Here is a 15,343-nt window from a genome sequence, read left to right as displayed (position 1 = left end):
GCCGGTGTTCCCGGTACGGGGCCCGGGTACCGACGGCGGGGTCTCGCCGGTCACTTGTTCAGGGCGTCGGCGAGTGCGTCGACGTTGTCGCCCATCCAGGTCAGGTAGTCCTTGCCCTCGGGCAGGGTCTCGGTGACGGGCACCACGGGCACACCGGCCGCCTCGGCGGCCGACTTGACCTTCTCGGTCTGGGCGCCGGAGGTTTGCTCGTTGTAGACGAGGGCCTTGACCTTCTTGCCGGAGAAGAGGTCCAGGGTGGCCTTGAGGACCTTGGCGGACACGTCGTCGCCCTCCTCAATGGCCTCGCTGAACTCCCCGGGGGTCTTGTTGACCAGGCCGGACGCTTCGAGCAGGTACACCGGCACCGGTTCGGTGATCGCCACGCCGTCGCCGGTGTGCGCAGACTTGAGGGCGGCTTCCTTGTCCTCCAGCGCAGTGACCTTCTCCTTGAAGGCGGCCGCGTTCTTGGTGAAGGTGGCGGCGTTGTCCGGGTCCGCCTTGCCCAGGGCGTCGGCGATGCGGTCGGCAATCTTGCTCACCGAGGGGAAGTCGTACCAGACGTGTTCGTTGAGTTCCTCGCCGGCGGGAGCGGTGTGGCCCGAGACCTCGACGGCGTTGATGACGTCCACGGAGGCGTTGCCGCTGTCCAGCATCCGGTCGATGAAGTCGTCGTAGCCGCCGCCGTTCTCCACCACGACCTTCGCCTTGGACAGGGCGAGCTGGTTGCGGGTGCTGGCCTCGTAGGAGTGCGGGTCCTGGTCGGGGTCGCTGATGATCGACGTGACGTCGACCCGGTCGCCGCCTATGCGCTCGACGATGTCGCCGTAGACGTTGGTGGAGGCGACGACGGTGACCTTGGACGCGGAACCGCTGCTCTTGTCGCTGGCGGCGTCGTCGGAGGCACCCCCGCAGCCGGTCAGCAGGCTGAGCGATGCGGCACCGGCCAGCAGCACGGCAAGGCGGGAAGAAGACTGGGACATGAAGGAAGCCTCCAAGGCCTACGAAGAGAAGTCGTTGGAGCGGGCTCATGGCCACGCACACACAGGCAGCTTAGATGAAAACGACTACCACTATCGACATGGGGTAAGTAAAGAGCCCGCGAAGGCTGCCGCACCCTCACTCCACGCCCCCAGCAGCTCGCGCCGCTGCCGAAGTCGATGGCAGGGCGAGCGTGCGCTTGAGGCGCCGTATTACCGGCGAAGGGGGGCGTCGCGCGTCAGGTGCTTGCCATCGCGACACTTCGGCGCCGAAATCTGTCACCCCACCCTCCGGAGTGGCCACTACGGACCCTTTTTGTAACGGAAATCATTTTCATATAGCGTGGCCTCGACTTCAACGAGGAGTGATCTGTCGTGGCCGTACCGAAGCGCAAGGTGTCTCGGAGCAACACCCGCCATCGCCGGGCCCAGTGGAAGGCCACTCCGGCGGAGTTGGTCCCCGTCGTGGTGGACGGATCGGTGTACCGGGTACCTCGCAGGCTGGCCAGGGCCTACGAGCGAGGCCTGCTCCGCCCGGAAGGCTGACGGGCGTGGCACACGATCGACTGCCGGTGACGGTGCTGTCGGGCTTCCTCGGCGCGGGCAAGACCACGCTGCTCAACCATGTGCTCCGCAATCGCGACGGCCTGCGTGTCGCGGTGATCGTCAACGACATGAGCGAGATCAACATCGATGCCGCACTGGTGCGTGGCGGCCAGGCGGCCCTGTCCCGCACAGAGGAACGCCTGGTCGAGATGACCAACGGGGCTGCATCTGCTGCACCCTGCGGGACGACCTGCTCGAAGAAGTGGCCCGGCTGGCCGGGGAGGGGCGCTTCGATTACCTGCTCATCGAGTCCAGCGGCATCTCCGAGCCGATGCCGGTGGCTGCGACCTTCGCTTTCCCCCGCGACGACGGCGCGACGCTCGGCGATCTGGCCCAGCTCGACACCATGGTCACCGTCGTCGACGCCGCGAACTTCCTGTCCGAACTCGCAGGCGGGGACGGTCTCGCCGAACGTGGACTCGACCAGTACGAGGACGACGAGCGTACGGTCAGCGACCTGCTCGTGGACCAGATCGAGTTCGCCGACGTCATCGTGCTCAACAAGCTCGACCTCGTGGACGACCGCGACGCCGACCGGCTTCAGGCGACGCTCACGCGCCTCAACCCGGCCGCGCACATCGTGCCGGCCCGGCACGGTCGGGTCGATGTCCGTCAGGTGCTCGGCACCGGGCGATTCGACCTGGAACGGGCTCAGCAAGCTCCTGGGTGGGTCATGGAACTCAACGGGGACCATGTGCCGGAGACCGAGGAGTACGGCATCTCCAGCACCGTCTTTCGCTCCGACCGCCTCTTTCATCCCGGGCGCCTGTGGGCCTTCGTCACGGGAAGTCTCGACAGCGGCGCCTTCGGGCAAGTGCTGCGTTCCAAGGGGTTCTTCCGCCTCGTCAGCAGGCCGCAGGTGACGGGGCTGTGGTCGCAGGCCGGTTCCGTCGCGCGGTTCGAACCCTCCGGCGCTCTTGAGGCCGACTCGCCCCACGCCCAGGAGCTGGTGTTCATCGGAGTGGGCCTGCGCTCGGAGGCCTTGCACGCGGCACTGACGGCCTGCCTGATGGCCGACGAGGACGACGCCCCGGCGAGCGACCCGTTTCCCGAGTGGCTCGTCCACGAGGCGGACGATGCCTGTGAGCACGAGCATGCGGGTTAGTTGACGCAGTCCCTCTAGACCCCGGGCCGGGCGGTGGCCGCAGCCACGGCACTGCCCGGCCCCGCCACAGACCGATTCGCAAGGCCGACGCTGCTGTTTCGCCACGTATTGGCGTCAGTTCCGTTTCCGCGTATCAGCGGCATCCTTGTACGGGTTGGCCGGGGCGTCGACTCGCTGGACCCGCAGGGCGTCCAGGGACGGGTTGGCGGAGTCAGTGCCTGGCTTGCCCTCCGGGTGCCAGGTGCCGGTCACCGTCGCCCAACTGTCAGCGGGCGGTGGCGCGGCTGCATGGATGCGCACTTTGAGAACCCGGGCATCGGCGGCACAGCAGGAGACGAGCAGGCGGCTCAGGTACCAGATGCCATCATCGCCGGGCGTGACAAAACCCGTGAGGCGCACGGTGCGTCCCTGCAGGGAGCTGCTGGTGTCCCACACGGCGCGAGAGCTGAACTCGCTCAGTGAGAGGGTGATCGTCCCAGTACCGGGAAGCGCTGGGAAACCACCGGCGCCTGCCACCGAAGCGCGGGCATCGTCGCGGGCGGCGGTGTACGAGCCCAGCGCCGGCGGCGCGAAGAGGATCAAGATCAATGCTGGGACGTACAACAGCCAGGCGATGAGGGGGCCTGAGGTGTGGTCGTGGCCGTGGCTGACGTCGTGGCCACGATCCTGGTCTTGCATGTGGCCGTCATGACCGCTGTGGCGGGTGAACGGAAAGCCGTCTCGCGCAGCGCTGACGACGCCGAGGATGGTCAGCACCACTGCCGACGCGATGAGCAGCGGTCGCAGACCGGGCTGGACGTAACGCAGGTACAGGTCGGTGAACACCGTGATGTGGAGCAGCCCTGCACCGGTGAGAAGCAACAGGAGAACCTGCAGGTTGCGTTTCACAGCAGCCACCATCCGACGCCGGCGCTGCACAGCACTGCCGTGATCCAGGTGACCGAGGAAAAGCGGAAAGCGAAGGCGCGACTGAAGGTACCGGACTGCAAGGCGATGAGTTTCAGGTCGACCATTGGGCCGACGACCATGAAGGCGAGCCGTGCGGTCGGGGAGAACCCGGTGAGTGAGGCCGCGACAAAGGCGTCTGCTTCGGAGCAGACGGCCAGGACGACGGCGAGCAGCGCGAGCATGAGAACCGACAGCCAGGGGTTGTCGGAGAACAGGCTCAGCACGGAGTGCGGGACGGCGACGTTGAAGGTGGCTGCGGCCGCACTGCCCAGGACGAGGAACCCTCCGGCGTGAAGGAAGTCGTGCTGAAGTGAGAGCCTGAACTCCTCCAGCCGGCCGGCGCCCGGGGCGTGACCGGTCGGGCCCTTGGACAGCCGCAACCACTCGGGACGGCCGACCGTGAGCCACAGCCAGCCCATGAGAACAGAAGTGGCCAGTGAGGCGAGCAACCGTGCCGCCACCATCTGCGGGCTGGCAGGGAAAGCCACGTAGGTGGCGACAAGCACTATGGGGTTGATGGCCGGGGCGGACAGCAGGAATGCGAGGGCGGCAGCTGGGGTGACCCCGCGGCGCATCAGGCTGCCCGCGACGGGAACTGATGCGCACTCGCATCCCGGGAGCACAACACCCGCAGCACCCGCCACGGGCACCGCGAGCACGGGGTTGCGGGGCAGTACGCGTGTGAAGACGTGGGCTGGGACGAAGGCGCTGATGGCTGCCGAGACCAAGGTACCGAGCAGGAGAAACGGCACACCCTGGACGACGATCGCAATGAACACGGTCCGCCAGGCCGCCGCGGCGCCAGTGTTCAGCCAGAGTACGAGTTCAGGTCCCAGAAGGACGCTGGTGATACCGACCAGCGCTGCTGCGCACCCGGCGAGGGCCACGACGACGCCAGCGCGCATGGCCGCGGCTGCCCACCGAATCGGGCCTCCCAGACCGGATGACCGGCTCTGCTCGCGCTCGGATGGCCGTGACGGCACCAAGACACGGTCGTGATCGGCCATACCCTCACCTTCCAACTGTGAGGCCAGGTTAACGACCTGCGCCGTCAGATCTGCGCTATTCGCACCATATGTGACGAAACTTTGGGGCAGTGAGCGGTTCTTCTCGACGCCCGAAAGCGACGCGAGCCAGACCTCGCCGAACTTGCGAGCGTCACCGTCTCGGACGTTGCCGACACTCATCCCCGTACGCGGCACTGCGGGCACAGACCGCTGAGTTCGACCGTGTGCTCGACTTCGGCGAAGCCCGAGAATGTGGCGACGTTCTTGGCCCACGCCTCAACCGCTGTGGCTTCGACCGCCGTACTGAGTCCGCAGCGACGGCACAGGATGTAATGCTGATGTTCGACAGATGGGCGGTAGCGAAAGAGCCGCTCGCCGTTGCTGTCTCGGACGATGTCGGCGCGGCCGCCCTCGGTCAGAACTCTGAGGGTCCGGTACACGGTACTCAGCCCCACCGGGCTACCCAGCTGGACCAGGCGGGTGTAGAGGGTCTGCGCGCTCACGAAGCCATTGCTGTCGATCAGGGCGTTCAGGACCCATTTGCGTTGAGGGGTGCGTCGGCCGCCCAGCACGACCACTTCTCCGTCGTAACGGATGGCTGTCACGCCGGCCTCCAGGTCGGGGCAACAGCGGATCGACCGTACGTGACGGTCCAGGCCTGCTCACCGGCGAGCGTCACAGCGGACCGGAGCTGTTGAGGAGTGGCCGGCGGCGGATGGGTGGTGCTATGGCGGCGATCACGATGGAGGGTCTCTTTCGACAGTTGCGGGGCCTTGTGACGGCGGAGTTCAAGGTGCCTCCAGAGTAGATGAGAACGAATTTCAAAACCATCTACTTCTGCGATAAACGCGGGCCTGTCCGTGTCCGTCGGTGCGGGCATCGGCGAGCGATGGGAGCATATCCGGCGATACGATGCCTTTCGGCCGGAGATGCGCCAGTGGTGACGAGTGACCGGCGGCTCGTGCACGCGCGAGGCGTCCCGAAGGAGTTCGGATGCAGAGCACAGACCAGCACCGCCCGCACGACCAGCACGAGCACACCCATGGCGAAGGCTGCGGCCATGTTTCCGTGCCGCACGGCGATCACACTGACTACGCCCACGACGGACACGTTCATCGCACCCACGGCGACCACATCGACGAATGCGAGGCGACGGCGCACGTGGCCCACGAGGGGCACAGTCACGAGCACGCCGAGGATTGCGGGCATGTTGGCGTGCCGCATGGTGACCACGTCGACTACGTCCACGATGGGCACCGTCACGCGGCCCACGACGGACACTGGGACGACCACTGAGACGACTCCCCCCGCCGGCGGGTGCAGCCCCCGGCGCGGCAGCGGCATTCATGAGCCCCAGGACGACTACGGTCGGTGCAGCGGGGCTGCGCGCGTGACCCAGCTCTGAGTTCGTTCACGGGTCGGCTTCGAAAAGCAGCGGGTCATGGACGGATGCCCAGCTCTGCGGGCCCAGCGCGAGTTCGGAGTCGTCCAGCAAGGCCGCATCGAGGGCACCGCGAATGCGGCAGTGGTCAAGCAGAGCACCCGTGAAAGCGATCTCGTTACGGCGTTCGCCGAAGCGTGTGTGCAAGAACCATGAGGCCATCGTCCTGCGCTGCGCGGAGGCCGTCTGCCATGCCGAGATGTCGTCCTCCTTCAGCCAGTGCCCGGATTCCAGCAGTTCGAGGTGGGGACCGGCAGATCGCCAGAGGACCACAGCTTCGGGACGGCTGCAGAGCCACAGGTGACCGCGGCTGCGCAGCACTCCGAACATGACGACCCCGAGCGCGTCGGCCAGCCGTTGGGGGTGCACGGGCCTGCGGGTCCGCCACACGAAGGAACCGATGTCGTGGCCGGTGGCCCCGTGGACGCGAAGCACTCGTATCGGTTCAAGGCGATGTCGCCAGGCATCCAGGAGTGTGCTGTTGTCGGCAGGTACGTCGACGGCTCCACTGCTCTCCGCAACGTGTAGCGCTACCGCAGGGTTCAAGTGGCGTACGAGGACTTCGGCCCTGTCGACGCCTTGCTGGCCGCCGGAGGTTCCGAGCAAGAACACGCAGTCGGCGGCTTCCACTTGGCGGGCGGCGATTTCCGCAGTCGTCATTCGCACCGCCCCATTGCCGCCGTCCCAGAGCGGTTGCGCCTGGTGGACGCACTTCAGGTCGATGAGGAAGGACCCGGGATCCAGGCCCATGACGATGGGGGCCGGTTCGTAGTGGTCTTCCAGAGCACTGTGACCCACCCGGGGGCGCCAGAGCTCCACCACGAATGACGCGGTGTCCAGTTCATCAGGCAGGGCGAGGATGACCCGCGGGTTCCCCATCGCCTTACGCAGGGCCATCAGGTCCTGGTGGACGATGACAGCGGGGTCTCCGGTGGCGCCACGGGGTGTGGACGGGATGGCCCCGGGGTGCGCGCCGACCGTGAAGCGCTGCACCAGCGGATAGCGGCTGTCCCGGTTGTGAACGGAGACAGCCATGAGTACGGCGTCCGGGTGCGCTCGCGACAGTTCGTCGACCGCGGCGCCCCTCGACGCCGGCGTATTGCCGATGACCACCGTCAGACTGCCCTTGGGCACAGGTTTCCCCTCGGCTCGGATCGGTGCTGCCGAAAAGCCGGCACGGGACGAAGACGACGCGGCAGGCCGCCCCGCAACCAGCCGGCAGCCGCCTCGGCAAGGACGTCGGACCCGAAGGGCCCCAGGCTTTTGACCACACCCGCGATCCCGGGGATCCCGTTGCAGGACCGCGCCGGGGTGCACCGCAGCGCCGCCCTTCGAAACCTGGTCGCAAGCGAGACGCAGTGCGGGTAGTGCCCCTGGCAGGAACGATCCAGCGCCCGCCCCGGCTCCGCGTGCCGGCACGCGGCACGCGCAGCCAGGCTGGACCGCTGCCTGCGTCGGCTGGGCGGTCTGTGCTCCACATCAGCCCCTAATGAATATGGTTTCCATTTTTAAAGCACGTCCTCGCCGCCCCCAGCCCCTCCCAGTGCCACGCTCGCCGCAACCCGAGGCATTCCAAGGACTCCCTGAACTTCGAACTGCATTGCGAGTCCGGGCCAGTTGGTCCCACGTGATTTGACACCGCTCCCGCAACTGATGAGTCTTGGAACATGACATCCATTTTCAAAAGGTGGTGGTGACGGTGCGCGCCGCGTTCGTCGGCAAGGGCGGCAGCGGAAAGACGACCCTGTCGGCTCTCTTCGCCCGGCATCTGGCCCAGTCGGGTGCGCCGGTCGTCGCCATCGACGGGGACATCAACCAGCACCTGGCGCACGCGCTGGGGCTGCAGGATGGTGGTTCCTTCGCTGCCCCACCCCTGGGTACCCAGGTGGGCGAGATCAAGGACTACCTACGGGGAACCAATCCGCGGATCCCGTCCCGCGAGGCTATGGTCAAGACGACGCCGCCCGGGCGGGGCTCGCGTCTGTTGCGGCTCCTCGGCGACGACCCGGTGCACGCCCGGCATGTCCAGCCCGTCAGCGGGGTCCCGCTGATGGTCACCGGCGCTTTCGACGAGAGTGACCTGGGAGTGGCGTGCTACCACTCCAAGCTCGGCGCGGTGGAGCTCTACCTCAATCACCTCGTGGACGGGCCGGGAGAGTACGTCGTCGTCGACATGACCGCAGGCGCCGATGCCTTCGCCTCGGGCCTGTTCACACGCTTCGACATGACGTTCCTGGTCGCCGAGCCCACCCGCAAGGGCGTATCGGTATACCGGCAGTACCGGGACCACGCCGCCGAATTCGGCATTCCCCTGGCGGTGGTCGGCAACAAGGTGCAGGACGAGGACGACCTGCTCTTCCTCAAGGAGCACGTGGGCGACGACCTGCTGGCCTACTGCGCGCACTCCTCCTGGGTCCGGGCCCAGGAACAGGGCCGCGGCCAGGGAGAGCTCGAGCCGCACAATCTCCATACCCTGCGCCAGCTGCGGGCCGCCCTCGACGCCCGCAACAAGGACTGGACGGCGTTCCAGGCTCACGCCGTCGAGTTTCACCTTCGCAACGCCACCGCATGGGCGAACCGGGCCACCGGCCGCAACCTCGCCGACCAGATCGACCCCGACTTCCGGCACGGCCCCGCCGCATTGACGACGCCTGCGGCCTGATAACCGCTGGGCAACGTTTCGCAACCGATCATCCGACCCGCTACCCGACAGGAACCCCCGCCATGTCTTTGGATGTTTCGCCCCAGCTGCTTGCCGACGCCGAAAGCGGCGACGTCGACCCGCAGGACTTCGTCGACACCGTCCGCACCTCACTGCCCTACGCCTACAACCTGATCGCCGCACTCGTGGACCAGTTGCGTGCCGGCAGCGCGACCTTCGCCGACAACCAGACTCCTCCGCCGTCGGAGAAGGAACGCGGCCAGTTGCTGCGGGCCCTGGCGAGCGACGCGATCCGTGGAAGCCTGGAGCGGCACTTCGGGGTGACGCTGGCCTTCCAGAACTGTCACCGGGTTGCCGTCTTCCGGCCCGAGGACCAGGGCGGCGAGATCCACGCCCGCTTCACCTCGGTCCGGTCCCAGGTGCTCAACCAATCGCCGGAGTTCCGTGACTGCTGACCCCGTCCGGGACGTGTGTGGGGGACCGCAGGACTGCGGTCCCCCACACACGTGCTGACGTGCCGACGGATAAGGCCCGGCATGCGGGCACGGGCGCTGTTGTCGGCCGCAGGTCAGCGGACTCCTACGAGATGGCCCCAGACCACCATCCGGTAGCGGGAGGTGAATTCCGGTGTGCAGGTGGTCAGCGTGAGGTAGCGACCGGGTATGTCATACCCGACGGCACGCATCCGGTGAGCCAGCGACGTGGTCGGCACCGGCGCAATGGTGGCACTGTCGCTGGGTGAGGTCTGCGGCAGCACGGAGTCGATCCGGTACTGGAAGTCGCCGTCGGCGGTGGTGACGGTCACAATGTCGCCGGGGCGCATCCGGTTCAGATACCGGAAGGGTTCACCGTGGGTGTTGCGGTGCGCGGCCACCGCGAAGTTCCCTTCACGGCCGGGCAGCGCCGTGCCCGGGTAGTGTCCGACGAAGCCCCGGTCCAGGATCCGGTGCTTGTCCACGCCTTCCGTGACCGGCACGTTCAGCGCGAGCCGCGGGATCCGCAGGATCGCGAAGGACCGCAGCTCTGCTGGCGCCCCCGCACCCGGGCTGCGATCCTTCGCCGGCCGGCGGGAGCCGTCGCTCTTCGTGGCCGCGGCGGATTCACCGGCCCTGTCGGGGATGCCCACCCGGTCGCTCTGGGCCCACTGCTGCTCCAGCCGGTGCACCTCCTGGCGTGCCTGCGCCTGAGCGGTGTGGTTGGTCCACCACAACAGGTAGGTCGCGAACAGCACCAGCAGCAGACCCAGGGTCAGCGCGGCATCGCTCGCGCCGCGAAGCAGCCGGTGGCTCGTGGTCACGACGTCGCCGACTCCTCAAGCGGTACCCGGTCCGGGGTGGACCGGGGCCCGGGCTCCTGAGCCTGGGACGGTTCAACGGCGGGGCTGCGCCGTCCGCGCCTGGCCACCAAGAGCCCGTGGCGCGGGGCAAGAAGCCAGCACAGGATGAATACGGCCGTGACGACCAGGACGATCAGGCCGCCCGCGGCGAGGTTGTAGGCGTACGACAGGTACAGGCCCACCACGGCCGACCCCGCGCCGATCGCGGGGGCGAGGACCACCATGGTGCCGATACGGTCGGTCAGCAGCCGCGCGCACGCCGCGGGTGTGATGAGCAGCGCGAGTACGAGGATGTTGCCGACCGCCTGCAGGGAGATCACCACGGTGACCGTGACCAGCGCGTACAGCACGATGTCGAGGGCGAAGACGGGAAGTCCCGCGGCTTTGGCGGTCTCCCGGTCCAGGCTGACGGTGACGAGTTCCTTGTGTATGGCCGCGGCCACCAGGAGCAGGAGCAGTCCCATCACGGCGACGGTGGCGACGTCGCCGTCGCTGATGCCGAGGATCTGTCCGAACAGGAAGGATTCTAGGGATCCGCTGTAGCCGGGTGCGGTGCTGAGGATGACGATGCCCAGGCCGAAGGCGGCGGCGAAGAAGACACCGATGACGCTGTCCTCCTTCAGGCGCCGGTTCTGGGAGAAGACCGCTACGGCCAGTGCGGTGAGCAGGCCGGCTATGGCGCCGCCGAGGACCAGGTTGAACTGGAAGACGAAGGCGATGGCCACTCCGGGGAAGACGGAGTGGGAGACCGCGTCGCCGATGAAGGCCATGCCGCGCAGGACGACATGAGCACCGATGACGCCCGAGACGATGCCGCACATGACGGCGACGGCGAACGCACGCTGCATGAACAGGTGCTCCCACGGTCCGGTGAGGAAGTCGACGATCGCGCTCATCGAGTCACCGCCAGGGAGGTCAGGAGCTGGTCGGACTTGGTCACGCCGAAGGCGCGCAGCCACACCGCAGGGTCCCGCAGGGTCTCGGGCGGGCCGTCGGCGATCACTGTTTTGTTGAGCAGGCACAGGCGGCCGGCCATGTCCGCTGCCGCCGGCAGGTCGTGCGTGGTCATCAGAAGCGCTTTGTCCTCCCGCTGCAGCTGCCGGAACAGGGTGGTGAGCAGTTCCTGGGTGGGTACGTCCAAGCCGGTGAACGGCTCGTCCAGCAACAAGAGAGTCGGACGCAGGGCCAGGGCGCGGGCCACCAGGACGCGCTGGCGCTGGCCCCCGGACAGTTCACCGATCGGACGGCTCCGCAGGTCGGTCATGGCGACACGTTCGAGCGCCTCGTGGACCGCCTCACGGTCGGCTTTGCCGGGCCGCCGCAGCCAGCCGACCTTGTGGGTGCGGCCGGTGAGGACGGCCTTCTCCACCGACAGCGGGAAGTCCCAGGCGAACTCGTGGCGCTGGGGGACATATCCGATGGTGCCGCGTCGACGCCCGGCGGGCTGCCCGTCGAGGCGAATGACGCCGCCGTGAGGAGGCAGCAGGCCCAGGATCGTACGCAGGAGGGTGGTCTTGCCTGCACCGTTGGGCCCGATCAGGCCGACCAGTTCACCGGTGTGCACGGCGAGGTCGACATCGTGCAGGGCCAGGCGCCCGCCCAGTTCCACCGAGACGGACTCCACCTTCAGCGCGGGAGTGTCAGTCACTTCGTGTCCCCTTCGGTAGCGGCATCGCTGGCTCCGGGCGCGGTCTGCAGGCGGCGGCCGCGGCGCCAGACCACGGATGCCGCCAGCGCGGCCGCGGCCGCTCCGGCTCCCCACCACAGGGCGGCGGAGGAGGCGTCGGTGGACGGTCCTGCCGGTTTGGCGGCGTCGGGGGTCTGGGCAGTCTTTGCGGCGAAGGCCTTGTGGGGGTCCTGCGGGCCGACCGAGAACCGCAGCGTGCGGGTGTCGGTGTGGCCGGTGCCGTCCTTGATCTTCGCGCTCATCCGCACCTGGATGAGATAGGTGCCGGGACGGGTGAAGGCCCAGTTGCCGTGGACGTGGCTGTTGACCTCGATGCCCGTCTCCTGCGGAAGCCGCTTGCGTCCGTCGAAGATGATGCCGGGCGTGCCGAAGCTGCCGTTGAGGAAGAGGATGAAGTCGCCGGGGCCGTTCACGTCGGTGAGCTGCCAGGTCACCTCACGTTCGACGGTGGCGGCGACCTCGGGTTCCTGGCTGTTCCAGCCCGGCCAGAGCACGCCGTCCTGCTGCACCTGGGGAAGCAGCCAGACGTGGCTGCCGGGCTTGCCGAGGAAAGCGAATGTCTTGTCCTGCGGGACTTCGACCTTGGCCTGGTCCTTGACCTGCAGGACCACGTCGTCGGTGTTGCGCCATACCGCGGGTTTGCCGGTGTCGTCGCGGATTTGCACCGTCCATCGTCCGTGGTCGAAGCGCGGACCCATGTCGATGTGCCCGTCGCCGATGACGGTGCGACCGCGGCCGGTCTCCGGTGCCGCGTCGGACTCCGGTCCCGAGGTCGGGGCCGTTGACGGTGCGGGGGCTGCCGAGGCGGTCAGGGGGCTCATGGCGATCAGCAGTGCGGTGACCGTGATGGTTGCGGCGCGTAGAGGGGGGAGGTTCATGGCGTGCTGCCTCCGAGACAGGACAGGAGCTCGTCGGCGTTGTGCCGCATCATGTCGGTGTAGTGCCGGGCGTGCTCGTCGAAGGCGTCGCCGTAGAGCATGCAGACCTTCACGTGCTGGTCCTTGGCGACCTGGGTGAGCACGGTGGCGCGCTGGACCAGGTTGGGTTCCATGAACACGGCCGGGACCTTGAGGTTCGCGATGGTGCGGGAGAGCTTTTCGACGTCTTCCGCACTGGGCTCCTGGGCGGGGTTGGGGACGACGAACCCGGCGACGGTCATGCCGTAGGCGTCGGCGAGGTAGCCGAAGGCGTCGTGGGTGGTGATCAGCTGCCGCTTGTCGGCGGGAATCCTGGCGATCCGACCGCGTACGTAGCCGTCCAGGGTGTCGAGTTGGTTCTCGTAGCGGCGGCTGTTCGCGTCGTAGGCGGAGGCGCCGTCGGGGTCCTGCTTCTTGAGGGTGTCGCGGATCAGTTGCACGTAGGCCTTGGCGTTCTGGACGTCCTGCCACAGGTGCGGGTCGATCTCGCCGTGCACGTGCTTGCCCAGGACTGCCTGTGGCAGTTGGTAGACGTCCCCGCCAGGGTGGCCGAGGAAGGAGAACTGCTTGCCGGCAGGGACCTTGTCCAGGGCCCGGTTGGGTACGTCGATGACGACGTCACCGGGCGGTATCTCCTCTTGCGTCTTTCCTTCGGTTCGCAGGTCCGTGTAGGCGGACATCTGCCCGGTGTCGATGTTGACCGTCAGGTCCGTGTGGCCGTCGTCCAGGATCGTGTCTCCGGGTCCGGCCACGGTGTGCGGGTCGACGCCCACCGCAAAGGTGAAGGTTCCCCTGCCGACCGGCTGTGGTGACGTGTTCCCGGGGTTCTTCAGCTTGGCTTCCAGGCTGAGCCTGTACACGCCGGGTTTGGTGAAGGCCCAGTTCAGATGAGTGTGGGCGGCCGGTGGAAGAGTGGTGGTGTCCGTGGTGGTGAAGCCGTCGGCGGAGTTGAAGTAGATCTTCGGCTGACCGAGGGACTCCGTGAGGTAGGCCACCAGATCACCGGGGCCCTGGACATCGGTGGCCGTCAGCAGGATGTCGGAGGAGCGGGTGGCTCCTCGTGCTTCTCCTTCGCCGCGGACCCGCAGTCCGAGCCAGATCACATCCAGTCCGATGTTCTCGACCAGCGGGATGACGTTCGCGCCGTAGGTTTCCGACGCCTCGGCGAGGGAGACGTTGGGGGTGCCCTTGCGTGCGTTGAAATCGACGGTCTTGATCAGGGCGTGCTCTTCCAGGAGCAGATGGTTGGTGAAGGTGACATCGGCCTTGGAGACCGCGTCGGCGTCCCTGGGCGTAGGCTCGTAGGAGTGCGGGTCGCCGCCGGGTGGCACGATCGAGTCGACCTGGACCCGGTCGCCGCCGACCTGACGTACCAGGTCGGCAAGGATTTCGGTGGTGGTGACCACGCGCAGGGCTGCGTTCGGGTTGTCGGTGTCGGCCACGGGCCGGGCGTTTCCCTTGCAGCCGGTCACGGCGAGACCGAGGACTGCCGCGGTGGCCAGTGCCCGGGTCATCGGGCGGGGCAAAGGCATGAGAAGAGGACTCCCTAGACAGGGGGCGGCGCCGGGTGAGGGGGACAGCAGGGCCCGGCGCCGCCCGGGGAAGAGTGCCCGCCGCCGAAGGTGTGGCGGGCACCCGTTCATGGCTGGGCGATGTCGCGCGAGCCGGATGCGGTAGCACGCCGGCGGGCTGCCGCACTCATGCCGACGGCGGCGGCGCCTCCCAGAACGAGCACTCCGGCACCGAGCGCGAGGGCCTGGGCCGGGCCGCTGCCGGTGTGGGCAAGGCTGCCGTCGGTAGTGGAGGAACCCGAGCCGCTCGGAGTCGAACCGTCGGAAGATCCGGTCTTGCCGGGTCCGCCGGTGGATCCGCCTGGCCCGGTGGTGTTGCCGCCACCGGGGGTGACGTGCGAGGTGCCGACGTCACCGACCGCGAAGGTGTACGTCCGGGTGTCGGACGCGGTCTTTCCCGATGCCAGTGTTCCGCTGAGCTGCAACGTCAGCTTGTAGACGCCCTGCTTGCTGAAGCCCCAGTTGCCGTGCGCGTGGACGCCGAGGTTGACCTTCTGGGAGTCGGGAAGGCCGTCCCTGCTGTTGTAGAGGACCTGAGCCCCACCCAGGCCCGCAGTTTCCCAGATGGCCAGCGATCCCGGTCCGCTGACCTTGGTCAGCATCATGTCGAGTGGCCCCTTGAAGTCGCTGCTGCCGAGCGCCTCGGTGTTCCATCCGGCCCAGACCACGCCCTGCTTTTGGACCTGCGGGATGAGCCAGAAGTCGCTTCCAGGCTTGCCCAGGAAGGCGTAGGTGCTGTTGCCGGGCACCTTCTCCTTGGCCTGTTGCTTGACGTGGACGACCACCGAGGATGGTTCCCGCCAGATGATGTTGCCGGGATTGCGGCTGTCCTTGAACAGCGTCCGCAGCGTGCCGCCCACCATCTTCCCGGCGATCGCATCCACGTGGCCGTCGTCGATGACAACGTTCTGCGTCGCGATCCCCGTGCTGTCGGCTGTCTTCGCGAGCGCCGACAGGGACCGGTCGCTGCTGCTGCGAGGGCGGGGGGTGCTCGCGCTGCCGGGCTCGTTCACCCCTGGCGTGGGGGTGGCCGTAGCGGGTGCGGAGGGCTGTACGGATTCGTCTGCGGCAACATGGACAGTCCAC

15 protein-coding genes and 1 pseudogene are annotated in these 15,343 nt (G+C 67.7%); 5 read left to right on the top strand and 11 right to left on the bottom strand.

Annotation, left to right across the window (positions count from 1 at the left end):
* Positions 1–50: 50 nt before the first annotated feature.
* Positions 51–980, bottom strand: coding sequence for a zinc ABC transporter substrate-binding protein (locus tag ABZ883_RS35295; RefSeq protein ID WP_360913642.1), 930 nt, complete (start codon positions 978–980; stop codon positions 51–53).
* Between the two features lie 372 nt (positions 981–1,352).
* Between ABZ883_RS35295 and rpmF the strand changes: the two genes are divergently transcribed.
* Both rpmF and ABZ883_RS35285 read left to right on the top strand, forming a co-directional pair.
* On the top strand, positions 1,353–1,523 hold the full coding sequence (gene rpmF / locus ABZ883_RS35290; RefSeq protein WP_360913640.1) for a 50S ribosomal protein L32: 171 nt from the start codon (positions 1,353–1,355) through the stop codon (positions 1,521–1,523).
* A 5-nt stretch (positions 1,524–1,528) separates the two neighbouring features.
* A pseudogene (locus tag ABZ883_RS35285) lies at positions 1,529–2,688 on the top strand (GTP-binding protein).
* 114 nt (positions 2,689–2,802) lie between these two features.
* On the opposite strand, the gene ABZ883_RS35280 reads toward ABZ883_RS35285, so the two are convergent.
* The 3 genes from ABZ883_RS35280 to ABZ883_RS35270 all read right to left on the bottom strand — a co-directional run bounded on the left by ABZ883_RS35280 (position 2,803) and on the right by ABZ883_RS35270 (position 5,248).
* The gene (locus ABZ883_RS35280) at positions 2,803–3,576 is read right to left on the bottom strand and encodes a TIGR03943 family protein (protein ID WP_360913638.1); all 774 of its coding nucleotides are present in this window, start codon (positions 3,574–3,576) and stop codon (positions 2,803–2,805) included.
* A complete protein-coding gene (locus ABZ883_RS35275; RefSeq protein ID WP_360913784.1) occupies positions 3,573–4,541 on the bottom strand; it encodes a permease in 969 nt (322 codons plus the stop codon). Before ABZ883_RS35275 ends, ABZ883_RS35280 begins: the two co-directional genes overlap by 4 nt.
* A gap of 278 nt (positions 4,542–4,819) precedes the next feature.
* On the bottom strand, positions 4,820–5,248 hold the full coding sequence (locus ABZ883_RS35270) for a Fur family transcriptional regulator (protein WP_360913636.1): 429 nt from the start codon (positions 5,246–5,248) through the stop codon (positions 4,820–4,822).
* Positions 5,249–5,636: 388 nt separating this feature from the next.
* Here ABZ883_RS35270 and ABZ883_RS35265 point away from each other — a divergent pair, with 388 nt between their 5' ends.
* Positions 5,637–5,939 (top strand): hypothetical protein, encoded by a 303-nt coding sequence (locus ABZ883_RS35265; protein ID WP_360913634.1) that lies wholly within the window; start codon positions 5,637–5,639, stop codon positions 5,937–5,939.
* A gap of 115 nt (positions 5,940–6,054) precedes the next feature.
* On the opposite strand, the gene ABZ883_RS35260 is transcribed toward ABZ883_RS35265, so the two are convergent.
* Complete coding sequence (locus tag ABZ883_RS35260; protein WP_360913632.1) at positions 6,055–7,218, bottom strand: GTP-binding protein; 1,164 nt, start codon at positions 7,216–7,218, stop codon at positions 6,055–6,057.
* Between the two features lie 565 nt (positions 7,219–7,783).
* On the opposite strand from ABZ883_RS35260, the gene ABZ883_RS35255 reads away from it, so the two are divergent.
* Positions 7,784–8,746 (top strand): ATP-binding protein, encoded by a 963-nt coding sequence (locus tag ABZ883_RS35255; protein ID WP_360913782.1) that lies wholly within the window; start codon positions 7,784–7,786, stop codon positions 8,744–8,746.
* Between the two features lie 62 nt (positions 8,747–8,808).
* Positions 8,809–9,201, top strand: coding sequence for an SCO5389 family protein (locus tag ABZ883_RS35250; protein WP_360913630.1), 393 nt, complete (start codon positions 8,809–8,811; stop codon positions 9,199–9,201).
* A 113-nt stretch (positions 9,202–9,314) separates the two neighbouring features.
* On the opposite strand, the gene ABZ883_RS35245 is transcribed toward ABZ883_RS35250, so the two are convergent.
* The 6 genes from ABZ883_RS35245 to ABZ883_RS35220 all read right to left on the bottom strand — a co-directional run.
* Positions 9,315–10,043, bottom strand: a complete 729-nt coding sequence (locus ABZ883_RS35245; RefSeq protein WP_360913628.1) for a class E sortase — start codon at positions 10,041–10,043, stop codon at positions 9,315–9,317.
* Positions 10,040–10,978, bottom strand: a complete 939-nt coding sequence (locus ABZ883_RS35240) for an anchored repeat-type ABC transporter permease subunit (RefSeq protein WP_360913626.1) — start codon at positions 10,976–10,978, stop codon at positions 10,040–10,042. The genes ABZ883_RS35245 and ABZ883_RS35240 overlap by 4 nt, the downstream gene beginning before the upstream one ends.
* Positions 10,975–11,730, bottom strand: coding sequence for an anchored repeat-type ABC transporter ATP-binding subunit (locus ABZ883_RS35235; protein WP_360913624.1), 756 nt, complete (start codon positions 11,728–11,730; stop codon positions 10,975–10,977). The genes ABZ883_RS35240 and ABZ883_RS35235 overlap by 4 nt, the downstream gene beginning before the upstream one ends.
* Positions 11,727–12,647, bottom strand: a complete 921-nt coding sequence (locus ABZ883_RS35230; protein WP_360913622.1) for a TIGR03773 family transporter-associated surface protein — start codon at positions 12,645–12,647, stop codon at positions 11,727–11,729. Before ABZ883_RS35230 ends, ABZ883_RS35235 begins: the two co-directional genes overlap by 4 nt.
* The gene (locus tag ABZ883_RS35225; RefSeq protein WP_360913620.1) at positions 12,644–14,218 is read right to left on the bottom strand and encodes an anchored repeat ABC transporter, substrate-binding protein; all 1,575 of its coding nucleotides are present in this window, start codon (positions 14,216–14,218) and stop codon (positions 12,644–12,646) included. Before ABZ883_RS35225 ends, ABZ883_RS35230 begins: the two co-directional genes overlap by 4 nt.
* A gap of 107 nt (positions 14,219–14,325) precedes the next feature.
* On the bottom strand, positions 14,326–15,343 hold a 1,018-nt coding region (locus tag ABZ883_RS35220; RefSeq protein ID WP_360913618.1), incomplete at its 5' end, for a choice-of-anchor M domain-containing protein.

Origin of the sequence: Streptomyces sp. NPDC046977 (genome assembly GCF_040644455.1) — a bacterium.
In the GTDB taxonomy this organism is placed as follows: Bacteria; Actinomycetota; Actinomycetes; order Streptomycetales; family Streptomycetaceae; genus Actinacidiphila.
The sequence above is the reverse complement of the archived record's forward strand: the minus strand, read 5'-3'. Positions and strand labels throughout refer to the sequence as shown.